General features: G+C 43.5%; 25 protein-coding genes. 9 read left to right on the top strand and 16 right to left on the bottom strand.

What is annotated here, in order from left to right; translation table 11 throughout:
- Positions 1-119: 119 nt before the first annotated feature.
- From JHD45_RS15315 to JHD45_RS15285, 7 genes are all read right to left on the bottom strand, one after another.
- On the bottom strand, positions 120-725 hold the full coding sequence (locus JHD45_RS15315) for a protein-methionine-sulfoxide reductase heme-binding subunit MsrQ (RefSeq protein ID WP_325097308.1): 606 nt from the start codon (positions 723-725) through the stop codon (positions 120-122).
- Position 726: 1 nt separating this feature from the next.
- Positions 727-1,719, bottom strand: a complete 993-nt coding sequence (msrP, locus tag JHD45_RS15310; protein ID WP_199477379.1) for a protein-methionine-sulfoxide reductase catalytic subunit MsrP — start codon at positions 1,717-1,719, stop codon at positions 727-729.
- A gap of 122 nt (positions 1,720-1,841) precedes the next feature.
- Entirely contained in the window at positions 1,842-2,621 is a 780-nt protein-coding gene (pssA, locus tag JHD45_RS15305) for a CDP-diacylglycerol--serine O-phosphatidyltransferase (protein ID WP_199477388.1), read from the bottom strand.
- A gap of 29 nt (positions 2,622-2,650) precedes the next feature.
- Positions 2,651-3,934 carry a glutamate-1-semialdehyde 2,1-aminomutase gene (hemL, locus tag JHD45_RS15300; RefSeq protein ID WP_199477378.1) on the bottom strand — a complete coding sequence of 428 codons (1,284 nt, stop codon included), beginning with the start codon at positions 3,932-3,934 and terminating at the stop codon, positions 2,651-2,653.
- 65 nt (positions 3,935-3,999) lie between these two features.
- A complete protein-coding gene (hemJ, locus tag JHD45_RS15295; RefSeq protein ID WP_199477377.1) occupies positions 4,000-4,422 on the bottom strand; it encodes a protoporphyrinogen oxidase HemJ in 423 nt (140 codons plus the stop codon).
- Position 4,423: 1 nt separating this feature from the next.
- Positions 4,424-6,100: a chloride channel protein gene (locus tag JHD45_RS15290; protein WP_233407862.1), complete on the bottom strand. Its 1,677-nt coding sequence runs from the start codon at positions 6,098-6,100 to the stop codon at positions 4,424-4,426.
- Positions 6,101-6,227: 127 nt separating this feature from the next.
- Positions 6,228-6,659: an Lrp/AsnC family transcriptional regulator gene (locus JHD45_RS15285; protein WP_199477376.1), complete on the bottom strand. Its 432-nt coding sequence runs from the start codon at positions 6,657-6,659 to the stop codon at positions 6,228-6,230.
- 179 nt (positions 6,660-6,838) lie between these two features.
- Here JHD45_RS15285 and yjeH point away from each other — a divergent pair, with 179 nt between their 5' ends.
- Both yjeH and luxS read left to right on the top strand, forming a co-directional pair.
- Complete coding sequence (gene yjeH / locus JHD45_RS15280) at positions 6,839-8,113, top strand: L-methionine/branched-chain amino acid transporter (protein ID WP_199477375.1); 1,275 nt, start codon at positions 6,839-6,841, stop codon at positions 8,111-8,113.
- 65 nt (positions 8,114-8,178) lie between these two features.
- Positions 8,179-8,691, top strand: coding sequence for an S-ribosylhomocysteine lyase (luxS, locus tag JHD45_RS15275; RefSeq protein WP_199477374.1), 513 nt, complete (start codon positions 8,179-8,181; stop codon positions 8,689-8,691).
- A 211-nt stretch (positions 8,692-8,902) separates the two neighbouring features.
- On the opposite strand, the gene JHD45_RS15270 is transcribed toward luxS, so the two are convergent.
- From JHD45_RS15270 to JHD45_RS15260, 3 genes are all read right to left on the bottom strand, one after another.
- Entirely contained in the window at positions 8,903-9,538 is a 636-nt protein-coding gene (locus JHD45_RS15270) for a hypothetical protein (protein WP_199477373.1), read from the bottom strand.
- Positions 9,539-9,645: 107 nt separating this feature from the next.
- Positions 9,646-10,281: a LysE family translocator gene (locus tag JHD45_RS15265; protein WP_233407861.1), complete on the bottom strand. Its 636-nt coding sequence runs from the start codon at positions 10,279-10,281 to the stop codon at positions 9,646-9,648.
- 181 nt (positions 10,282-10,462) lie between these two features.
- Complete coding sequence (locus JHD45_RS15260; RefSeq protein WP_199477372.1) at positions 10,463-11,098, bottom strand: LysE family translocator; 636 nt, start codon at positions 11,096-11,098, stop codon at positions 10,463-10,465.
- Positions 11,099-11,500: 402 nt separating this feature from the next.
- On the opposite strand from JHD45_RS15260, the gene JHD45_RS15255 reads away from it, so the two are divergent.
- Entirely contained in the window at positions 11,501-12,376 is an 876-nt protein-coding gene (locus tag JHD45_RS15255; protein ID WP_199477371.1) for a DMT family transporter, read from the top strand.
- 12 nt (positions 12,377-12,388) lie between these two features.
- Here JHD45_RS15255 and JHD45_RS15250 read toward each other — a convergent pair whose 3' ends face one another.
- The 3 genes from JHD45_RS15250 to JHD45_RS15240 all read right to left on the bottom strand — a co-directional run bounded on the left by JHD45_RS15250 (position 12,389) and on the right by JHD45_RS15240 (position 15,160).
- Positions 12,389-12,844, bottom strand: coding sequence for an Lrp/AsnC family transcriptional regulator (locus JHD45_RS15250; protein ID WP_233407860.1), 456 nt, complete (start codon positions 12,842-12,844; stop codon positions 12,389-12,391).
- A gap of 110 nt (positions 12,845-12,954) precedes the next feature.
- Positions 12,955-13,446 (bottom strand): acetolactate synthase small subunit, encoded by a 492-nt coding sequence (gene ilvN, locus JHD45_RS15245; protein WP_067018597.1) that lies wholly within the window; start codon positions 13,444-13,446, stop codon positions 12,955-12,957.
- A 1-nt stretch (position 13,447) separates the two neighbouring features.
- A complete protein-coding gene (locus tag JHD45_RS15240; RefSeq protein ID WP_199477384.1) occupies positions 13,448-15,160 on the bottom strand; it encodes an acetolactate synthase 3 large subunit in 1,713 nt (570 codons plus the stop codon).
- A 450-nt stretch (positions 15,161-15,610) separates the two neighbouring features.
- Here JHD45_RS15240 and JHD45_RS15235 point away from each other — a divergent pair, with 450 nt between their 5' ends.
- Complete coding sequence (locus JHD45_RS15235) at positions 15,611-15,871, top strand: hypothetical protein (protein ID WP_199477370.1); 261 nt, start codon at positions 15,611-15,613, stop codon at positions 15,869-15,871.
- Positions 15,872-15,963: 92 nt separating this feature from the next.
- Positions 15,964-17,040 carry a tRNA epoxyqueuosine(34) reductase QueG gene (queG, locus tag JHD45_RS15230; protein WP_199477369.1) on the top strand — a complete coding sequence of 359 codons (1,077 nt, stop codon included), beginning with the start codon at positions 15,964-15,966 and terminating at the stop codon, positions 17,038-17,040.
- Between the two features lie 47 nt (positions 17,041-17,087).
- On the opposite strand, the gene JHD45_RS22560 is transcribed toward queG, so the two are convergent.
- Together JHD45_RS22560 and JHD45_RS15220 are read right to left on the bottom strand one after the other, a co-directional pair.
- On the bottom strand, positions 17,088-18,386 hold the full coding sequence (locus tag JHD45_RS22560; RefSeq protein ID WP_199477368.1) for a GGDEF domain-containing protein: 1,299 nt from the start codon (positions 18,384-18,386) through the stop codon (positions 17,088-17,090).
- 248 nt (positions 18,387-18,634) lie between these two features.
- On the bottom strand, positions 18,635-19,495 hold the full coding sequence (locus JHD45_RS15220; protein WP_199477367.1) for an acyl-CoA thioesterase: 861 nt from the start codon (positions 19,493-19,495) through the stop codon (positions 18,635-18,637).
- A gap of 191 nt (positions 19,496-19,686) precedes the next feature.
- Between JHD45_RS15220 and moaA the strand changes: the two genes are divergently transcribed.
- The 4 genes from moaA to JHD45_RS15200 all read left to right on the top strand — a co-directional run bounded on the left by moaA (position 19,687) and on the right by JHD45_RS15200 (position 23,022).
- Complete coding sequence (gene moaA / locus JHD45_RS15215) at positions 19,687-20,682, top strand: GTP 3',8-cyclase MoaA (protein ID WP_199477366.1); 996 nt, start codon at positions 19,687-19,689, stop codon at positions 20,680-20,682.
- Positions 20,683-20,695: 13 nt separating this feature from the next.
- Entirely contained in the window at positions 20,696-21,235 is a 540-nt protein-coding gene (gene moaB / locus JHD45_RS15210) for a molybdenum cofactor biosynthesis protein B (protein WP_199477365.1), read from the top strand.
- A gap of 5 nt (positions 21,236-21,240) precedes the next feature.
- Complete coding sequence (locus tag JHD45_RS15205) at positions 21,241-22,446, top strand: molybdopterin molybdotransferase MoeA (RefSeq protein ID WP_199477364.1); 1,206 nt, start codon at positions 21,241-21,243, stop codon at positions 22,444-22,446.
- A 138-nt stretch (positions 22,447-22,584) separates the two neighbouring features.
- Positions 22,585-23,022, top strand: a complete 438-nt coding sequence (locus tag JHD45_RS15200) for a HepT-like ribonuclease domain-containing protein (protein WP_199477363.1) — start codon at positions 22,585-22,587, stop codon at positions 23,020-23,022.
- Positions 23,023-23,046: 24 nt separating this feature from the next.
- Here JHD45_RS15200 and JHD45_RS15195 read toward each other — a convergent pair whose 3' ends face one another.
- Positions 23,047-23,967 carry a LysR family transcriptional regulator gene (locus JHD45_RS15195; protein WP_199477362.1) on the bottom strand — a complete coding sequence of 307 codons (921 nt, stop codon included), beginning with the start codon at positions 23,965-23,967 and terminating at the stop codon, positions 23,047-23,049.
- Between the last annotated feature and the right edge of the window lie 31 nt (positions 23,968-23,998).

Genomic DNA, 23,998 nt, shown 5'->3' with positions numbered 1-23,998 from the left:
TAACTTCTCTAAAAGAGCAAGTCGAATAGAGGTAGGCATCACTTTCATTGTTGTAAAGCGTTGCTCATGTCAGTGGATGCGTATGATACATCCTGAAAAACTTATGGCAAGTATTTTTTCTAAGTTTTTTTAAAATACTTTTTCCAGGTTGGTAGAGTCGGTATTTTGCATACAAGGAGCGGTACTAAAAAAACAGAAAACCACATAGCCAATGATGTGTCGTCTTTCACTTGCCACCATAAGTGAGCAATAACAGCGATCGCTGAAAGATACATCAGGCGATGAATTGGCTTCCATGTTCGCCCCAATCGTCGCATCATTTTTTTTGTACTGGTTATTGCAAGAACAGCCATGATAACCAATGCAATCACACCAACATATATATAGGGCTTTTCAACAAGGTCTGAACTGATCCAAGTCCAACTTAATCCAGCAAACAAGACCAGATAAATGATGAAATGAAGGAGCCCATAAAAAAAAGCCGCTAAGCCAATAAAACGGCGGTATCGATTGATAAAACGAAATGGTTTGATTTTACCAATCCAAGTCATAGACAAAACAGCAACAACACACACAGAGGCCCAAATACCACTCAGCCTCATCAATAACTTCCCTGGATCAGGAAAATATTGGCCCATTAGTAGTGACACAAACATCCAGACAAAAGGGAGGCTGAACAATATGAGTACATAAGGCTTTTCTCTTCTATCCCAAAATGTTGACACGTTAGTAGTTCCTTCTTAAGTCCATCCCCTTGTACAAGCTTGCCACTTCTTCTTCGTATCCATTAAACATTCTTGTAGGAATTACATTTGGGAACAGCACCCCACCAGGCAACCGACGCTCTTGCTTTTGTGACCAACGAGGGTGATCTACATTTGGATTAACATTGGCATAAAAACCATACTCACTTGGCGCTAACATATTCCACGTCGTCTGTGGCATTGTTTCAACAAAGCGAATCTTCACAATGGATTTAATGCTTTTAAATCCATATTTCCAAGGCAATACCAAACGCACGGGCGCACCATTCTGATTGGGTAAAATACTTCCATACATACCAACGGTAAACATCGCCAATGGATTCATCGCTTCATCCATTCGTAGTCCTTCACGGTACGGCCAATCCAATGACACACCACCTTGTTGACCCGGCATTTCTTTAGGATCATAAATGGTTTCAAAGGCAACATACTTTGCCTTTGAAGTGGGTTTAAATCGCTTTAAAACATCCGCTAGAGAGACACCAACCCATGGAATAACCATCGACCAAGCTTCAACACATCGATGTCGATAGATACGCTCTTCTAACGCGGATTCTTTAATAATATCGTCAAGGTTGAATACCCCCGTGTTTTCCGCTTCTCCTTCCACTGTCATGGTCCAGGGACGTGTTGTAAAATGTGAGGAGTATTCTGATGGGTCACTTTTACCATAGCCAAATTCGTAAAAGTTATTGTAAGTCGTTGCTACATCATAGGGTGCAACCTTCTCATTTTTCCCAAAGGAGGTTTCAGTAATTTTCCCAAAAGCATCTGCCAACACAGCGGGAGGCTTAAGCGGATTGCCACTTTGCAGTGCTGCAAAAACATTGCTTGCCCCCAGCCCAAGTGCAATACCGCCAGACGCCCGCATAAATTGACGACGATTGAGATAGACTTGCAGATCTGTCACTTCAGATTCTAAACAATCTGACGCTTTTTTATTTTTGATAATCATCTCGATACCCTTTATTCAGTCAACAAATAGACTGCTTATTATTAGGATAGTTCCTCTACATCAAAAAAAGGCCCTCTCACATTGCCGCAAGAGAGCCTTGACCTTGATTTTTAAGTATCAAGTTAACGAAATTTTGCCGAGACTCTGCCCATCAGCCCCCATAGTCCATAAAGACAGAACAAGCCCATTAAGACAATGGCAGGTTCCAGAGCCGCGATAACGAAAGCCAATACTGCAATAAGCAGCACGACAAAAGGCACTCGCCCCTTCAAATCAAGGTCTTTAAAACTACGATATTTGACGCTACTCACCATAAGCAAACCGACGATAGGCACAAGCAATGCCATTACTTCGGCTAGGCTCGCACCCGTTATTCCCGAATCGTTTGCCGCCCAGATCACACCCGCAACAATGGCAGCAGCTGCAGGACTAGGCAACCCAGTAAAATAACGTTTGTCTTCCAAACCAATCATCGTATTGAATCGTGCCAAACGCAGCGCTGCCCCAACAGCATATATAAAGGCAGCGATCCAGCCAACTTTTCCCAAAGGCGCTAACGCCCAAGTAAAGGCGACCAACGCGGGCGCCAATCCAAAAGACACCATGTCAGCAAGAGAATCATACTGAGCACCGAAGGCACTCTGAGTTCTTGTCATGCGGGCCACTCTGCCATCTAAACCGTCAAATACCATTGAAATAAAGATGGCAACAGCCGCATGGGTAAAATTCCCATTCATTGCCGCGATAATGGAATAGAAACCTGAAAAAAGTGCCGCTGTTGTAAACAGATTAGGTAACAAATACACCCCTTTATGAGGCTGCTTCAACTCAACACTGTCTTCACTATCCAGTTCGTCTGATGAATCATGTAATGAACGCTTTTCTGTTTCGTCTACCGACATTTCAAATACCTTTTCGAGGGATTTCTTCATTAAATTAACTTAGCAAAAGAACGTTTAGCCGCTTCGATTGTATAATCAATATCTTCATTTGTGTGGGCCTGCGAGATAAAACCAGCCTCAAAGGCAGCGGGAGCAAAGTACACCCCTTCTTCCAGCATAAAATGAAAGAACTTTTTAAAACGCTCAATATCACACTGCTGAACTTCTGCAAAGCTCGTCACTTTATCAGCCTTGGTAAAGAAAAAGCCGAACATGCCACCTTCGTTCACCACACAAAATGGCACACCTTGCTCATCAGCCACCCGCTTTAAGCCGGTCACTAATCTATGTGCTTTTTCCTCTAACTGTGCATGGAAACCCGGCTCGCTAATTTTGTTCAATACCGTCAACCCTGCCACCATAGCAACAGGGTTACCTGATAAGGTACCCGCCTGATACACAGGCCCCAAAGGCGAAATATGTTCCATAATGGTACGTTTACCACCAAACGCACCAACCGGCATGCCAGCGCCGATAACTTTACCTAAGGTTGTTAAATCAGGGACAACACCAAAGCGCTCCTGGGCGCCGCCCAAGGCCACTCGAAAACCTGTCATCACCTCATCAAAAATCAATACGGCGCCAGACTCATCACAAACTTGACGTAATGTTTCTAAGAACCCCTCAACAGGAGGAACACAGTTCATATTGCCAGCCACTGGCTCAACAATAATACAAGCAATTTGCTCGCCAATATCAGCAAAACATTCTTTAACTTCTTGGCTATCATTGTATTGCAGGGTAACAGTATGCTGAGCAAGATCTGCTGGTACTCCTGGCGAATTCGGCACGCCAAGCGTCAACGCACCAGACCCAGCTTTCACTAACAACGAGTCAGAGTGACCATGATAGCATCCCTCGAATTTCACAATTTTATCTCGCCCGGTGTAGCCACGCGCCAAGCGGATTGCACTCATGGTGGCTTCTGTCCCCGAGTTCACCATACGAACCATATCCATAGAGGGTACAAGCTCACAGACTTTTTCTGCCATAGAGATTTCTACTTCGGTTGGGGCACCGAAACTCAAACCGTCTTCAATTTGTTCGCGAACAGCCGACAAAACATCTGGATGTGAATGTCCCAAAATCATTGGTCCCCAAGAACCAACATAGTCGATATAGCGTTTTTTATCTTCATCATAAAGATAAGCGCCCTGCCCTTTTTGAAAAAACAAAGGGGTTCCACCAACACCGTTAAAAGCTCGTACTGGTGAATTGACGCCACCAGGAATACGGTGTTGGGCGCGTGCGTATAAATCTTCTGATCGACTCATAATTCCTCTAATTTATCAATTTAAATACAGTAATAGGTTAATGCAAAGTCACGCACCAACTTAACTTAAAACGGCTTAACAACCACTAATATAACAATAGCAATTAACAAAATAACAGGCAGCTCGTTAAACCAACGATAAAAGACATGACTTCGAGTATTACGGTCTTCTGCAAACTTTTTCAGTAACCGACCACAAGCATGATGATAACCTAACAATATCAACACTAACGCAAGCTTGGCATGAAACCAACCAGCGTGCATATAGTAAGAGGGATTGTATGATACCAGCCATACACCAAACACAATGGTCGCAATCGCTGATGGCGTCATAATGCCTCGGTATAACTTACGCTCCATTATTTTGAAGCGAGCAATACTTTCAGCGTCTGTACTGTTTGCGTGATAGACAAATAAACGAGGTAAATAAAACAGTGCTGCAAACCAGCACACTAAAGAAATAATATGAAACGCTTTAACCCACAACATCCTAACGATCCTTAAATAAAAACTGATCCATCGTCCGACGAGAAATGACACTGACTTGGTGAGATTTAGAAAATACCACCAAGACATCAGACGCTTGTGTTTGATGAAACCAATCCGCAACAGAGGCCAACGAGTCGGGATCCTCAATTTCATCGATAGAGGTAGACTCAACCGCTTCAAGAAGGTTCATCAGTATATGATCACCATCTGCAACAAGCCAAGGCTGGGGCCCCTGATTCAAGGCTTCAAGAGCTTCTAACATATGAGCGCGTCTGGCGATACGCCAATTATCATCCACTCTAAAAGCCGCGAAGTCTAGGGTACTTGCCCCTAAATCTTTTACTTCTTCTGGGGAAGCATAAGCAGGTAATACAACCACCTCCTCTGACACAGGCTGAACACTGTGTAACATAAGATGGTGCTTAAACGGATTTAATGTGTGGGACAAGCCTGCAAAATGCAGCCGCGACACAAATACCGACTCTTCTTGAAAGATCAATCTCATGATTAAGCAGGCTAATACAATCACGAATAAAGCAGGCACAATCGCCTCAGAAGAGTGGGTCATTTCCACCACGGTAATCAGTGCCGTTAAAGGGGCTTGGAAACAAGCCGCCATCATGCCTGCCATCCCCAACAAGGCAAACAAAGCTAACTCATGATGAATACCCATCCCCTCACCAAAGACGAAGGCCACTTGAACCCCCGCTACGCCCCCAATAATTAACGTCGGTCCAATCATGCCACCAGGAATGCCTAATCCAATGGTAAAAGACGTGAGCAGTGTTTTCGCTACTAAGAAAACCAACAAGGAATACATCAAGGTTTCACCTGACAAGACCTTAACCAGAGGATCATACCCTCCCCCCAAAATATCAGGTAAGTAATAAGCAGCCAAAGATGTAACCATCGCCACTAGAGAAAATCGTGTCCAGATAGGTAACCGACTTAAAGGCCATAGTATTTTTTGCACTCGATTAAAAAGCAATGCTAAAACAACGATGGAGAGTACCAACGTTAAACATGCCAGTAAGAGATCTAGATTTAGTAAGGTGGCAGAAAAGTTATTGACTCGAAAAACACTTAGTGCCCCTAAAAAGTATTGACTGACCAACATCCCCGCCACGGAGGAAAGTAAAACAGGCAGCACATATTGCACGCGGTATTCTAAAAAAATAACTTCAAAGGCAAATAAAACACCCCCTAAAGGGGTTTGAAAGGACGCCGCTATTGCACCAGAAACACCACAAGCCAATAAGGTTTCAACACCAAATTGGGGTAATCGATTACGTTGGGCTAGCAAACTACCAAAGGTTGCTCCTATATGAACAGCTGGACCTTCTTTACCGATGGATAATCCACCCGCTAAAGCAATGGCAACTGAGAAAAATTGCACAACGCCATTCACCACGGGCAATACTCCCTGATGATAATTCAAACGTTCAATGACATACGGAATGCCTAGCTTGTGATATTTAGCAGGCAGCCAAATGAAAAATACAACCAATAAAAAGCAGGAGATAATGGGTAATAAAGCTCGCTGCCAATCAGTCAATGCCGCAAAACCATCTCCGCCACCAAACATAAAATGTTCCGCAGGCCATTGAACAAGCCAATAAAGCAGCACCATCAGTAGGCCACTTAAGATGCCACACACAGCCCCTAGCCAAGACAACAAAAGTAAATCTTCATTGCCCTTAATGTTTTTGAACCATTTATCCTTTAGATTTAACGGAGTCAGAGCCTCACCTCACTCAGGAAGATATTACAAATGACAGACTAGCACACTTTATAATGATACAGATCTAATAACGATCTAATCGTTTTGCTAGACACATATGCGTCACTACTTTATGGATATTCGGCCAAGAATCAATATCACTACGAATATCATGAAGACGGCTCATAGTTGCTGCTTCTACTAATAGAATAAGATCTATATCCCCACTAATAGAATGTGCTAGCTTTATTTCAGGCACCCTATCAATATACGGCTGAACAAGCTGGCATGATAGAGGACGAAAGGTCAGTGCCAAATAAGCAGTAACAGTTTGGCTAGAGTCTGCTTTAATATGCGCATGATACCCCGTAATCATGCCATTTTCCTCTAAACGTCTAATTCGATCCGCAACCGCCGAACGAGACAAATTGATTTGTTTACTTAATTCAGTAACAGAACGTCTTGCATCATCAACTAACAGAGCAATTAACTTTTGATCGTATTTATCTAATTGCATATATTACAACTCTTTATATGTTCAACACTCATATCGGTAATCTTTCCGTAACCCGCAATATGAGCGCCATTCCGTGAAAATGACGGGATATCCCCTCTGTTTGCAAGGTCAACTATCACACTCATTCCCCTATGATGCTCTTATTCATTCATGTTCACCTTGATTATCAGGATAATCCCATGAAATACCAGAAAACCTTAGGGCCGATTCAAGGCATGGCAATGACTGTCACGACGTTTGTCGGAACTGGACTCATGCTATTACCTGCTTTATCAGTTACTCAGTCAGGGGCTTTTTCCTTCTATGCCTGGCTAATAACCGCATGTATTTCTCTTCCCATTGCGTTTGTCTTTGCGTTTCTCGGTAGCCGATTCCCCTCCGCCGGAGGCGCATCGCATTATATTGGTAAACAGTTTGGAGAAACAGCAGAGCGAGCTGTAGGTTGGCTATTTCTCAGCATTTTATTAGTTGGTCCAACCGTAGCAATCAAAATTGCAGCGGCGTATCTTGCCGTAGCACTCAACTTAGACGAACACTACATTTTTGCTCTAAGCATCGCGACCTTACTTATTATGACACTGTATGCCTTGGCAGGAGCTGAGAACTCTTCTAAAGCACAAGTCTACATTGTCGTCATGTTAATTCTCTGCGTTATTAGCCTTGCTTGGAAAGGCAACTTAAGCGCAGCCACGGCCTCTATAGAAACACCCCATGATTGGGTAAGTTGGAAAACAACGCTATTATCCATTGGTAGCATATTCTGGTGTTTTCTTGGTTTAGAAGTCATGGCTCACTTAGGAGCAGAATTTAAAAACCCTGCGCGGGATTTTCCGATCGCTCTATTTGGTGGTATGGCCATTGTAGTGCTTCTATATCTCATCGTCGTATTATTAGTCAGCTATCATCACACCTATGGCGATGACCTTACTAACAGTCAATCGCTCGCCTTATTAGTTGGCCATCTATTTGGTGAAAACAGTAAGCGCTTCTTTGCTGGCGCAGCCTTTATCATCGCCTTTACAAATGTCGGTATGTATCTGATCGGATTTGCTCGAATGGTTCAGACTCTGGCAGCAAAAGGAGCCCTTCCCTCAACCTTTGCCCCCTTATCGAAAAAAGGCTCCCCCACTCGGGCGGTCATCCTTGTTAGCTTGGTAAGCTTACTTTCCTTGCTTACCTTTCATTATACCGATGGCGCTATGAGTATGTTAATAGAGATGACCAATGGTGCATTTATTTTGATTTATGGTCTGACCTCGATCACGGGATTACATCTATTAAAAGGCAAATACCGACTCTTTGCCGTCTTGGCTTGCGTTTCCTGTCTGTTGATCGCTTCCTTCATGGGGACGAACCTGCTCTTTGCGCTCGGCGCCTTCTTATTCGCCATACTGTTTGAGCACTACAAAGACAGAAAAAGACGCATTCATGCCCCAAAAATTCATGTACAATAATCCCTATTAAGTAGAACATTTACCAGACATGTCTAAGGACATGACCCTATTAGCAGGAGAGTAATATGCCACTATTAGACAGTTTTCGCGTAGACCATACACGTATGCATGCCCCAGCCGTTCGAGTTGCAAAATCCATGTCGACACCAAAAGGCGATGATATCACCGTCTTCGACTTACGTTTTTGCGTACCAAACGAAGAAATCCTTTCTGAAAAAGGCATTCACACACTAGAACATTTGTTTGCTGGTTTCATGCGCGAACACCTAAATAGCAATAGTGTTGAAATCATCGATATTTCACCAATGGGTTGCCGAACTGGCTTCTACATGAGCCTTATTGGTACTCCCTCTGAAGAAGAAGTCGCAGCGTCTTGGAAAGCCGCCATGGGAGACGTATTGAAAGTAAAAAGCAAAGGAGACATTCCAGAGCTTAACGAATACCAATGTGGCACTTATGAAATGCACTCTTTAGAAGAAGCGCAAGACATTGCGAAGATGATTCTAGACCGTGATGTAAAAGTAAATAGCAACGAAGAGTTGTACCTGAGCGAAGAGTTCTTAAAAGAACACAGCTAAGATCTGTTGCTATGTATGCACAAATAAAAGGCGGCTCGATGTCGCCTTTTTTAGGTTGAAAAATCTAGGGGATAGAAAGAGGATTCTTTGCCCGCTATTACGAGTATAGCCTAAACAAAGAGCCCATTGTTATGATGACTTCCTGCAACATACAAAGCTGTCGTGTAACATCTGTGCAGATTGCGATACCTTTTATTCAGAGTTGACTAATTTACTGCCCTGCAGGCAAGAAGGCCCAGCGGATTTTGCACGATCCAGCATTGTCACCAATAGATATGGTTTTCATTGTACTGCTACTTGAAGATGAACCACAATCAACGGCTTCTAAAACAGTGTTTTTACCAATATTAGTCGGAGGGCAAGCGTAACCTTCCATGTTTCCAAAATAATAGCCAACAGAATAACCAGCTTCGTTCAAAGCCCTTACCCAATTATCTCTAAGTTCTTTTGCAGAGTCACTATTTGAATTAAGTGTAAGATAGTCCTGAACACTTTTTTCATCTAGCCACACAGTGATATTCTTAGGAAATCCAGATCTTCTCAGTTCATTTATTGCGGCTCTAATATCACCCCATGTGCCTGACCTATCTTCTATCACTGCGGGAACTTTAAATAGCGGCATTACAGATAAACCAGAACCTCCGGATAAATTACTCATCATACTATATAGTTCCGCATCATCTGCATCACGATTTGTTTTCTCGTTTGTATGATTTATAAGCCGTAAACAGAATAAATACCCTTGTTTTTTATACTCTTGTGCAAGTGAATAAGTGACTACCTGCTCCGCAACAAATCCTTTAGCATGCGCTGTTGCATTTTCAGTTAGTACTTTTAAAACTGACATATAAACGCCCTCATTTAAGTAATTTCTATTAGTCAAACACTACTTTTAAAGCTATATAAAAAACAATTAAATTCGACTGATTTATTTTCTTTCCATTGAAAGAAGCATTAATTTCGACTCGAAGAGGCCAGTAACATACTCGCGAGTACGAATAAGCTTCCCATTCCCTTATTTAACCTCAGCATGCCTTTTTGGCTTTTTATCAAACACCGAATCTGTTTACCACTCACCGCATAAATATAGGCAGCAATAAACTCACACAGAATAAATGTCATGCCAATTACAAAAAACTGAGGGGCAACTGGACTGTTCAAATCAAGAAGTTGTGGAAAAATCGCAGTAAAAATCAAAATGGCTTTGGGGTTACTGATCGCAATCATAAATTCTTGTCGAATTCTGGGAAAGTGCCCACGAGAAACGACACTGTTTTCTGACTCGTGTTCATCCAGCGTCATCGCAGCACTACGCCATGTTTTAATGCCAATATAGAGTAGATAAGCAACACCAGCCCACTTAACCATGTTAAACCAGAACATGGATGACACAATGACAGCGCCTAACCCCAAGGCGGACACTGTCATCAAAATCATAAAGGCAAGATTACGTCCAGATGCGGCAGCTACTGCTTTTCTCGGCCCTACCTGCATTCCGTTATACATGGCAGTAAAATTATTTGGCCCTGGAGACAAAGCCAACAATAATAAAAAAGGTGCAGTAACCAACCAAAGATGCCAGCTCATCATTTCTTCCCTTCTAGACCCTAGAAAATTGATCAATGATCAAACAATAACGAAATCGTTATAGGAGTGCAATTTGCTATTACTCCGTGAAGACATTACGACAAGCTTTATCCAACAAACTCGTATTTTGGACAAAAAAATCGGAGCCAATGCTCCGATAATTTAACTGCCTATAAAAAGGGAATTAAGCACGTGTTGCCATGGCTAGAAATGCGCTCGCCGCAACAAATATACCCCCCATACCACGGTTGAGGTTTTTCATTCCCTTAGGACTACGGATCAAACGTCGAATTTGTTTGCCACTCATAGCATAGACATAAGCCGCAATAAATTCTGTTATACAAAAAGTCAGTCCCATCCAAAAAAACTGCATAGGAACAGGCCGAGTTAAATCCAGCATTTGAGGGAAAATAGCGGTAAACAACAACACCGCTTTAGGGTTACTAATCGCCACTAAAAATTCTTGGCGTATTCTTGCCCTATGACCTCGTTTCGCCCTCGTACCATTTTCCATTTCATGTTCTTCAAGCACTACTGACGCACTGCGCCACGTTTTTACACCCACGTAAAATAGGTACAGCACCCCAACCCATTTCACAACGCTAAACCAAAATGCAGAAGAGACAATGATGGCCCCCAGACCCAGCGCCGAAATCAGCATCAAAATACTAAAGGCAACATTGCGCCCTACCACAGCAATTACCGCTTTCGTAGCACCCACCTGGATACCATTGTGCATAGCGGTAAAATTATTTGGCCCTGGCCCTAAAGAAAGCAACATCAACAATGGTGCCATAGCCAACCACATACTAAACGTCATAGAAATTTATACCCTATAAAAAGACAAACCGCAGTAAGAAGACTGCGGTTAGAATGATTTTTCACTTGAAGTCTAATAGCCGTTAAAACAACACATTAAAAACACCCATCAGACCTCTGAATTCGGGCGCAACTTTACCCTGTAATTCCGCCTGTGTCAGCCCACACGGGAGCCTTTTACTACAGAAAAAGTGCAGTTATTAAGGTTATTGAATATCGCGACAATAACAGCTAATGAGACGATGGAAACAAACCAAAGGAAGACAATGGATTTACTTTAGAATCAAAGGAAAACGCTCGGCAAAACTTTTTATTTTAACTTCTGGTGAGTCCTTCAAGCCTATAAAATAGGCTCTCCTATCCGCTCAAGAGCGACTTAACACTATAAGGATGATTCACCATTATGCTCATTTCACAGCTATTTTTATGGACAACCGCAGCAATTTGGGGCTTTGCTTTCGTTGCTCAAACAGTGGGGATGGACAGCTTAGGGCCATATAGTTTTAACGCCGCACGTTTTCTATTAGCCACCTTATCTTTACTGCCACTACTGTTTATTTTTAAATCAAAGCAGCAACAGGATAAGAAGCATTTGTGGTTAGGTGGTATTTTAGGAGGAACCTGTCTGTTCTTTGGCTTTACGTTTCAGCAAGTTGGCTTGCAATATACAACGGCAGGTAACGCGGGTTTTATCACCAGTATGTATATTGTCTTTGTGCCTATCGTAGGCATATTACTTAAGCATAAAGTAGAGCCTCATACTTGGTTGGGCATTATTTTAGCACTCATTGGCTTATATTGCTTAACGATTGGCCCGCACCTCAATATCAATAAAGGCGATGCGATTGAACTGATTGGTACTCTGTTTTGGACAGGGCATGTCATCATTATCGGCTATTTTTCTCGCTATGTTTCGGCCGTTCCGTTGTCCATCATTCAGTTTCTCATAGCAACCATCTTGGGAACTGTAACTGCTTTTTTCACAGAATCGCCGACTCTAGCTGACTTTGAAATGGCATGGTGGCCATTGGTGTACACCGGTGTTGCTTCATCCGGCATTGCCTTCACCTTACAAACACTTGGTCAACGTAATGTATCGGCCAGTATCAGCGCCTTAATCTTATCGTCCGAAGCAGTATTTGCCCTCATCGGCGGATGGCTTTTGATGAACGAAGTGTTATCAACACGCGCCTTAATCGGCTGCGGATTCATTTTATTGGGCATGATCATCAGCCAGTGGCCACGCCAAACTAAAGCTGCCGTTGTTCCGGTTTCTTAGGCCCCCCAAATCTCACTCTGTCACTTGATCAATACCAAGTGGCATTTTTCGATCAACGGGCGTCGATAAAATCATCATCGTATTGGTGTCACTTAAATCAATTAAGCGCTCTAGCAGTTCATCCAGCAAGGACATAGAGCGCACGGCCACCTTTAAAATAAAGGCATAAGGCCCTGTGACATTGTGACATGAGACCACCTCATCCAGACTTAAAACCAGCGCTTTAAATTCACGCTCTTTGGTTCGGTAAACCTGACATTCAACTAATGCTGTAATGGGAATACCAACTTTTTCCAAGTTGATTTTTGCACCATAGCCCGTAATAACGCCCGATTCTTCCAGTTTGCGCACTCGCTCTGCAACTGCTGGCGCAGAGAGGTGAACCAATTTTCCTAACTCGGCATAGGTTAGGCGAGCATTTTCTTCCAATGCTTTGAGTAACTTCCAACTCGTTCTATCGATCTCCATCCACCGTATCCCTTTACTATCAATAAATTTCCACCAGCCAATTCCGACATGACATATAAAAAAACCGCGAACAAGCGCGGTTTTTATGACAGTAATTTTATGCATCGCAGCTATAGAGACAATGTCTTTTCACCACGAGCAACACCGGATACACCAGTACGCACCACTTCCAGTAAATGCGCACCGCCCAATGCTTGTAAGAAACCATCTAGCTTGTCGGATTCGCCAACGACTTGAATCGTATAAATAGAGGGCGTCATGTCAACAATATTACCGCGGAAAATATCTACGGTACGTTTCACTTCCGCCCGTTGCGCGCCAGTGGCACGAACTTTTACTAACATCAACTCTCGCTCGATGTGCTGACCTTCCGTTAGATCCACCAGCTTAACCACATCGATCAACTTATTTAGCTGCTTGGTAATTTGCTCAACCACTTGATCTGAACCAAACGTTGTCAGTGTCAAACGAGATAAAGTGCCATCTTCCGTCGCGGCGACGTTCAAAGACTCAATGTTAAAGTTACGCTGAGAAAACAAACCAACCACGCGCGACAAAGCACCGGGCTCATTTTCCATCAATACAGAAATAATATGTCGCATGTTAGGTTCGCTCCGTCTTGCTCAAGAACATATCACGCATAGAGCCACGAGGCACTTGCATTGGATAAACGTGTTCTTCTGGGTCCACATAGCAATTGATGAAAACCAACTGATCGGTCATAGCAAAAGCTTCTTCCATCTTACTATCAAGCTCATCTTTACTACGAATTTCGACGTATTTATGACGATAAGCGTCCATTAATATTTTAAAATCCGGTAACGAATCCAAGTAAGAATTAGAATAGCGCCCTTCATAGTTCATATCTTGCCATTGACGAACCATGCCAAGGTAACCATTGTTTAGACACAGAATTTTCACTGGCAAACCGTACTGCAAGCAGGTAGAAAGCTCTTGAATATTCATTTGAATACTGCCTTCACCAGTGACACATACAACGGTTTCTTGCGGAAAACTCATTTTGATGCCCATCGCCGCAGGCAAACCAAAGCCCATCGTACCCAGACCACCTGAATTCACCCAGCGATTTGGTTTATCAAATTTATAATACTGAGCGGTAAACATCTGATGCTGACCAACATCTGAGGCAACATAAGCATCGCCTTTTGTTGCACGCCAACATGCTTCAATGGCTGCCTGAGGTTTGATTTTTTCACTGCTGGTATCATAGCGACCACCATGAACCGAACGCCATTCAGTAATTTGTTTCCACCAATTAACCAACGCCTCTGTATTCGAAGTTTGCCCCTCTATTAAGGACAACATTTCTTCAAGTACCTGCTGTACAGGGCCAACAATAGGCACATCTGCACGAATAGTTTTTGAGATCGCCGCAGGATCAATATCAATATGAATGATTTTGGCACTAGGGCAAAACTTATCAGGATCATTGGTGACACGGTCATCAAAACGAGCACCCACAGCTAAAATGACATCGCTGTGATGCATGGTCATATTAGCCTCATAGGCACCGTGCATACCTAACATCCCCACAAACTGACGATCTGTTGCTGGATAACACCCCAAGCCCATTAAAGTGTTGGTCACAGGGAAATTCATGGTTTTGGCAAGAGTCGTCAGTAAGTCGGACGCCCCCCCCATGATCACCCCACCACCGGCATAGATAATGGGGCGTTTTGCTGCCAACAACAGATCTACCGCTTTTTTAATTTGGCCACTGTGACCTTTTGTGGGCGGCGTATAGGAACGAATAGAAACAGATTCAGGATATTTGTACTCGTATTTGTCCCCTGGCATGGTCATGTCTTTTGGCACGTCGATGACCACTGGGCCTGGACGACCTGTGCTGGCAATGTGATATGCCTTTTTCATAATCATTGGAATTTCAGCAGGATGCTTCACGGTGAAACTGTGTTTCACAATAGGACGAGACACCCCTATCATATCGGTTTCCTGGAAGGCATCTTCACCGATCAAGTAACTCATTACCTGACCACAAATGACCACCATAGGAATGGAGTCCATATAAGCCGTTGCAATCCCTGTCACTGTATTGGTCGCACCAGGTCCGGAGGTCACAAGCACCGTGCCAGGCTTACCTGTTGCTCGCGCATAACCATCGGCCATGTGCGTTGCGGCCTGTTCATGTCTTACCAGAACGTGCTTTACATCGGATTGACGATGCAAGGCATCGTAAATATGAAGAGCGGCACCGCCCGGATAACCATAGATATACTCAACTCCCTCATCTTTAAGGAAGCGGGCGATCATTTCGCCACCAGATAATAACTCCACTTTGTTACCCTCTATAGTATTCATCTGTCTGCTAATTCTAATCATCACGTTAGTGCAGCTATTGTAACCGCATACGACAAACAGATTAAAGTTGATAAAACGAAGTTTGCTAAACTAATGAGGCAACCAGAACAAAAGTAACACTCAAACGCAATAAATCGCAGTTTTTACACTGTCCGCGTCTTTTCGCGAGGGGAATAAAATACGGTATACTTAACCCTATTCTATTTGTGCTAATCAGAGGTCTATCTGATTGAGATGGGCTGATTGGCCCATAGAAAGAAGTCATCGACAGGGTGTTGTCGAATAAATTGAACCCTGATTTTCGCAACACAACCAGAGACTGTCAACTAGAATATCTCTATACTAAGAAAAAGAGCGCGGATAAGACTTGCCCTAAAAAACACTTCGTGGTGTGATAGCGGCATAATTTGACTAGGAGTTTTGAACATGGCTAACGAACTGAGCCAACAACGAATTATTGATGAATTCTTACGTTGTTTCCGAAAAATGTTAATGGATCCTGAGCTTGCTGGGGAGTTAATTCGTATTGCGAAAGAGAATATTCGCGAACCGAATGCCTACCAACGCATTGCCGAAGAAGTCTCTAATCAAACGACCATAAAAATACAAGAAAATCACACCGAAGCCGACCGCTTGTTCATCAAGCTACTGATGGATGTAGTAAAAGGCGATTCACAGCTTTATTGATTGTTTAGTGATTGATTGCTTCTGGTTAGACGGCAAGATGGCCGTCTAACCCCATCGCTGTCTTACCTTACAAATACCGATTGGTTATTCTCTTGTTACCACCTGCACTTTCTCATCCCGACAATCTGACCAACTTAGTAGACCAGATAAAATGCTGGGCCACTGAACTGGGCTTTGCCGATGCTCGTATTGTCGCCCCCGACCTTGAACAATATAAAGAGGATTTTAACAAATGGTTGGACAGCGGCTATCATGCAGGAATGGATTATTTAGCCAACCATGGCGATATGCGCTTTCATCCAGAGCAGCTACATGTGGGGACTCGTCGGGTAATTTCCCTACGTATGCATTATTTGCCGCAGTCAGTCGAAACCGTTGAGCGACTTAAAACAAAAGAAAAGGCCTATATAGCCCGTTATGCCTTAGGGCGAGACTACCACAAACTCATCCGCAAACGTTTAACACAGTTAGCAAAAAAGATTCAAGAAGCAATCGGCGACCATGGCTATCGCGCTTTTGTCGATAGTGCCCCCGTGCTGGAAAGACAAATTGCTGAGCAAGCAGGTATGGGCTGGATTGGCAAAAACACCCTGTTACTCACACCTAAAGCGGGCAGTTGGTTTTTACTGGGGGAAATTTTCACCAACCTCCCCCTACCCGTCGATCAGCCCACCAACACTCGACATTGTGGCAGTTGTTCCGCCTGTTTGACTCAATGCCCAACGGATGCATTTGTTGAGCCTTGGGTACTGGATGCTGGCAAATGTATTTCCTATTTGACCATTGAGCATAAAGGTCCCATTCCTGTTGAACTAAGAAGCAAAATGGGCAATCGAATTTTTGGTTGTGACGACTGCCAACTAGTCTGCCCTTGGACAAAATTTGCCAAACACACCGAAGAAGACGACTTTCAACCCCGACATGATCTGGATTCAGAAGATCTGATCACGTTATTTGCTTGGGACGAAGAGACGTTTTTAAAAAATACTGAAGGGTCACCGATCAGGCGAACTGGCTATGAAAATTGGCGACGAAACATTGCGGTGGCATTAGGTAATGCCCCTACTAACAAAGAGACGATAGATGCTCTCAAGAAAGGGCTATTAAGCGGGTCTGAATTGGTCAATGAACACATTCACTGGGCCTTAAAACAGCATTTAAGCCAGTAACGCTAAGACAAAGACTTTGCCTTCTCAACCTTATGCATCTAACCTGGTTAAGAAACGCCCTTTTCGTCAGGCCCGGCGTCTACTATGACTTGGTTTCGCCCCATATTTTTGGCCTGATACATGGCTGCATCCGTACGTTTTAATAAACTCATACCGTTCTCTCCAAGCAATAGCTGGGAGGCCCCGACACTCATGGTGACTTGGATAGCAGGATCATCAAAGGACGCCATTTCCAAGCGCTGTCGCAGGGTTTCTGCAATATGTTGTGCCCGTTGGATAGCAATATGAGGCAACAACACAGCAAACTCTTCCCCACCCCAGCGGGCAACAATGCCATCGTTCATCACAACACTTTCAAGCAGCTTGGCGGTAACATATAAAACATGATCCCCCACCTGGTGGCCAAACTGGTCGTTTATTCGTTTAAAATTATCTAAATCAATTAACAAAAGCGATAAGGGCGTTTTTTTATGCTCCGCCATGGCCACATGTTCTCTGAACAGTAGGTCAAAACGCGTTCGATTATAGACCTGTGTTAAAGAGTCAGTATTGGCAAGGGTATAGAGTTTTTTATTTAGCTGCACTAAAGTCATATTTTTTTCTTCAAGACTTTGTGTCTTTTGCGCCACTTTTTCCTCTAACTGACTGTTTAACTCAGATAGCTCTCGACGCGAAGCCGCCAAACCATGGATGATTTTATTCATGCCATTAAGTATCCACTGATACTCTAAAAAATGCAGAAACTTGGTATTTCCATACAGCCTTTTTGGATCGTCTAAATTCATCTGACTAAGTTCTTGCTGTATTCCACTGACCGCCTTTCCTAACCCTCTAACGACAAAACAATGCAGTAAGAGCCAGATAACAGCAGTCTGAATGAAAAGTAACCCCATATACCAAAGCAACCGATGAACAAACATTCGCCACACTTTATCGTTAGAGACATACACGCAGAGCCGCACTGGTTGCTCTCGCACAGAAAAAGGATAGATCCATGTATCTAAAGCGGACGTTTCCTTATTAATATGATCAAAGATGGGAGTGGAATGATCTGCTGTTTGAAGAAAAACGCCCTTAACACCTTCGTGGTTTAACTGGCGACTCACCTCAAAAAAAAGTCCACTGCTATCAAGAGACAAATTTCCGACGTCTAATGAATTCACAGAAGAATCTTTCATTTCCTGAATCAACAAGGCAACCGTCTGATCAACGTGATGCTTCTGTGTTGCTTGTATTTCAACATGATTGGCAAACAGTAGAGCGCCATAGACAATAACACTGATGCAGACATAGCAACCCAATATATTACCTACAACAAAATGGGTAAAACGGGCACACCTAGTCACAGTAAATCCCCAACAACTTGCACCAGCATTAACATCTAGAAGACTGCCCTCTTAATCTTGACCTATCACCCTCTCCAAGCTGCGAAAAAGCCACTGCATTCATTTTGATAGAAACATTTGCATAAACCCAAGCTTGAGTGAACCTTAGCCTATGCACAATTGCCAAACAAAACCCTCTTATTTTCAGATCGTGCAGCCTATATTTGAATTGAGCTACACGATATAAAGTTTGATACCGTTACCCCCTATTATTCCCCGTTATACCTTATCAACCCTTCTTGGGCGGTCGAAGCCACTAATTGACCACTGCGATTAAAAATCTGCCCTCGCGCAAACCCTCTAGAATGGCTGGCAGATGGCGAGTCTGCCACATATAAGAGCCAATCATCTAAGCAAAAATCACGGTGAAACCAAATAGCATGATCCAAACTGGCAACGTTTAAATGAGGATTATTAATCGAAATCCCGTGTGGTAAAAGTGCGGTTTGAATAAAGCCATAGTCGGTCGTGTAAGCTAACATAGACTGATGTATTAATGGATCATCAGGGAGTGTTTCAACGCTGCGGATCCACATGTGCCGACGCGGCATATCAGGGCGTGGCCGAAACGGATTCTGGTTTTCCACCACTCGGTACTCTATTGGTCTATCCGCAGTAAACAAACCTCTGACCTTTTCAGGAATTTCATTGGCGTGAGCACGATATAAACTCAACTCGGATTGAAAACACTCTGGCCCTGGCACATTAGGCATCGCCACCTGATGATCCAAGCCCTTTTCTTCAATATGAAACGACACCGTCATGACCAAAATGCATTTACCAAACTGATTGGCCATAACACGCCGCAAGCTAAAGCTTCGTCCATCACGAACCACTTCGACATGATACTCTATGGGCTGACTGGAATCTCCAGGACGTAAAAAATAGCAATGTAATGAATGAGGTCGGCGATTTTCAACCGTCTGAGTCGCGGCACTCAACCCCTGACCAACCACTTGACCACCGAACACTTTGGGAAATCCAATATCTTGGCTACGCCCCAAAAAATGATGTTCTGATAAGCGCTCCAACTTTAATAAATCAATCAAATGATGAACGACATTATTCATATCACTTCCTCTTCTACCCTACATAGAATTTTAAGGGTATTTTACGACATTCTATAGTGGTAATTATCGAATGAACTGACAACCCAGTTAAATCTGATACACTCATCAATGATAATTCAATTATAAAGTGCATTGTATGACCTAACAGCATCAATGTTAGAATAATCAGGGATTTAATAGAGGTAATTCTGTTGGCTACATCATCGTTAATCGATCCATATGGTCGTCGAATTGACTACTTACGTATTTCTGTGACAGACCGCTGTGACTTCCGCTGCACTTACTGTATGGATGAAGACGTCACCTTCATCCCTAAAAGCCATATCCTCTCCTTAGAAGAAGTGGTTCAAGTCGCTAAAACCTTTATCAAAATGGGCACCAAACGCATTCGCATTACGGGTGGCGAACCACTGGTCCGTAAAAACCTTTTATGGGCTTTAGAACAAATCGCTAAGACCGATGGTCTTGAAGAGCTCACTATTACAACCAATGGCTCGCAATTAGAAAAAATGTCACAAGGTTTATTAGATGCTGGCGTCTCTCGTATCAACATCAGCTTAGACACACTCAATGCCGGACGATTTTTCAAACTCACTCGGCGTGATAAATTTCAACAAGTCATTAATGGTATAGACAAAGCGACGTCATTGGCATTCAAAAGACTTAAATTGAACAGCGTTATTCTGAAAAACCACAATGATGATGAGATCCAACCTCTTGCTGCGTTTGCTCTTGAACGGGGAATGGACATCAGCTACATCGAAGAAATGCCCTTGGGTATGATTCACGACCATAACCGTGCTGAAGCTTACCTGTCCAGTGATGATATTATCGACAGGCTGGGACAACACTTTGACTTAACAGAATCCAACTTAACCACAGGTGGCCCGACACGCTACTACAATGTAGCAGGCTATCAAAATAAAATCGGCGTTATTTCGCCTCATAGCCATAACTTTTGCAGTGACTGTAACCGTGTTCGTCTGACCGCAGAAGGCCGCTTATTACTGTGTCTTGGCAACGAACACTCAAAAGATTTAAAGCCTTTTTTACGCCCCTCATCCGTTACACAGGGCGCGTTAGAGGAAGGTATTATCAGCGCCCTTGCTTTAAAACCTTACCAACACCACTTTAACCTTGAAGATCCGCCACAAATCTTGCGTTTTATGAGCGCAACAGGAGGCTAACGAAGGAACCATTATGAGCAAACTTCCAACCCCTTTTCGTCCTTTAAATATCTGTGTCCTTACCGTGTCAGATACACGAACTTTAGCAGAAGACACCTCTGGTGATGCTTTGATCACTATGCTTGAAGCAGCAGGTCATCACTTTATTGAGCGAGCACTCGTTCGAGACGATATTTATGACATGCGTGCTGTTGTTTCCCAGTGGATTGCCGACAAAAAAGTACAGGTTGTCCTAATCACAGGAGGCACCGGCTTTTACTCTAGAGACAGCACTCCAGAAGCGATGATTCCTTTATTTGATAAGCAAGTTGAAGGCTTTGGAGAGCTATTTCGTCAGATATCCTATGAAGAAATCGGCACTTCCACGATACAGTCAAGAGCCGTTGCTGGACTGGCAAATAATACCTTAGTCTTTTGTCTGCCTGGTTCGACTGGCGCTTGTCGAACCGCTTGGAATGGCATTTTAAAAGAACAATTGGATTCGACACATCGTCCCTGTAATTTTGTTGAGCTTTTATTGGGGAAATTCAAGCCGAGCTTACATGAGGTCTAACAGGTATGTCTGAACTTTTACCCTTTGAAGAGGCCTTACATGCCATCGAGCATGGTGTTAGCCAGCAGGTAGCATGCGAATCCATTTTATTAGCGGCCGCATTAAATCGCATTGCGGCGCAGGATATTTGCGCCCAACAAGCGGTTCCCGCTTTTGATAACAGTGCGATGGATGGCTACGCCTTTCGTATTGAGGATTGGCAAAGCGATAAACGCCTCCCCATTAGTCAACGCATTCCTGCCGGTTACGCCCCAGAAAGATTAGCTCCCAATACCTGCGTGCGGATTTTTACTGGTGCTAATATTCCTGCGGGTGCCAATATTGTTGTCATGCAAGAAGAAGCAGACGTCTCAGAACAGGGTGTTCGCTTTCCTTTTTCCAATAACACCTCTCCTAAACAAGGGGATAACATCCGCCCCAAAGGACAAGACATCCAACTAGGGCAAACCGTTCTAGCCAAAGGGACAAAAATCACGCCCATGCACATTGGCCTTTTGTCTAGCCTTGGTCTCACCGAGCTCAAGGTTTTTACGCCGCTTCGAGTCGGCATATTAACCACAGGAGATGAATTAGTCCCAGCAGGTCACCCCCTCCAAGAAGGGCAAATCTACAACTCTAATGGCCCTATGCTAAGTGCCCTTGTACAGCACTCTGGTTACGTGGTTGCCGATTGTCTTCATGCCGAAGATACTCCTGAGGCGACCGAAAAAGCCATTATAAAATTGCTGCAATGCAGCGATGTGATCTTATCATCCGGTGGTGTCTCCGTTGGAGAAGAAGACCATGTAAAAAGCATTTTGCAAAAGCTAGGCTCAGTGCATCTTTGGAAAATTGCCATTAAACCAGGTAAACCATTGGTTCATGCAACCCTAAGTGGCACCCCATTTTTAGGATTACCCGGCAATCCCAGCTCGACATTAGTGACGTATCATTGGTTTGCACGACGTTTATTGGCGAAAAGTGCAGGACAGGCCCTTGATTGTGATAGAGCTTACCCTGTGATCGCAGGTTTTAGTCGAGAAAAAACCATCAAACGGGATGAGTTTATTCGCGTTGCCATTGGTGACGATGGCCTAGCTTATGCTCACCCACAGCAAAGCTCTGGCGCGTTACTTGCCGCCTGCGAAAGCCAAGGCTATTTACATATCAAGGCGCATTCCAAAGTCGAATATGGCAATCACTACGACTTTTACCCTTTTACTGGCTTCTAAACGCCCCAGCATACGAAATAAGTGTAAAAGTGCGCTAAAAGATAGTGCTTACGATAATTTAAACTAAACTAGAAAGAGTCCATTAGGGCTCTTTTTATTATCACCCTACATTCGTAAGCAATCATGGAGAATGCACTTATGCGCGATATAGAATGGGAACAATCACTTTATCGTCATCAGCACGATATGATTGTTAGACTGGATAAATTTAGAAAGCGAGACAAAAGCCTCACGTTAACAAAAGACGAAAGCATGGCCATAGAACATGCCTTTCAACTGCTTGTTGCCTCCATGTTAGATCTAGCGCGCTATGTATTAAAGCACCACTACCAAGTCAGCATTTCTTCTCGTGATGAAGTATTTGCCCAACTGGTCTCACATAATGACGTCACCTTGCAACAGGCGGAACAAATACGTTTTTTAATCGAATTAAGAGATAAAATCCTACACGACTATTTGTCTGAAAATTTTGACATGTTAGAAGACGCCATGAGTTTACGGCGCTATAGTTTGGTTGAAACGCTCACACAAGAATGGCTAGCACAACTGGATAACAACCTAAAAGAAAAGGACTAAGAATAGGAAATAAACGTCAGAAGTTTATATTGCCTCATCAATAAATGCTTTTCTAAACAGACCACGAAACCACTGATGAGCAGGGTCATGCTGAAAACGCTCATGCCATATCATAGAATAATCAAAATCACGACTTTTAAACGGTAGTTGATGCATCGTTAGTCCTGGAATCGTCGCCATAATATCTTGAGCAAACAAACAGGGCACGGTTAACAATAAGTCACTGTCTTTCACCACTCTGGCCGCTGGCACAAAGGTTGGTAGTTGTAACGACACATGACGCTTATGTCCTAACCGCTCCAACTCCCTATCCACTGCAAAATAGGCACGACGTCCTAACACGACTTGCACATGGTTTGCTTGTAAATACCCTTCAAGTGTTAACGCCGTCTTAATATTAGGGTGATTCTCACGGGCCAAACAAACCATGCGGTCACTCTTTAACCGCATGGCACGTACCCCTGTAGGCGGTTCCTTAGAGAGTACCGCCACGGCTAAATCAATATCGACTTGATCCAGCTCTTGAGCAACATCCTCATTCCACGACTTCACATCCAACGTCGCATTGGGAGCGGACTGCTGAAAAACATCCAAAATTTTAGGTAAGACTGTCAAGGAGCCAAAATCGGTTGTCGAAAGAACAAAGCGGCGTTGGCTGGTTTGGGGAATAAAGTTAACTGGCTGCAGCAGTCGCTCTAAACCTGCTAATGTTTCTTTCAGAACGGGTGCCAGCTCTAATGTCTTTGTTGTGGCGGACAGCCCATGGGAAGTCCGAATAAATAACGGATCATCAAACACATCTCGTAATCGCGCTAACGAACGACTGACCGCAGGTTGCGACACATCCAATCTTATCGCCGCCTTAGTCACATTTAATTCTTCAATCAAAACCTGAAAAATATACAAAAGATTTAAATCAACATCTGATAACCTGACTTCCGACAAAAGAATACTCCGCTCACAGATACTCTGCTTA

This window comes from Marinomonas spartinae (genome assembly GCF_016461715.1).
Lineage (GTDB): Bacteria > Pseudomonadota > Gammaproteobacteria > Pseudomonadales > Marinomonadaceae > Marinomonas > Marinomonas spartinae_A.
Note: the sequence above shows the minus strand (reverse complement) of the source record. Positions and strands in the feature narration are given on the sequence as shown.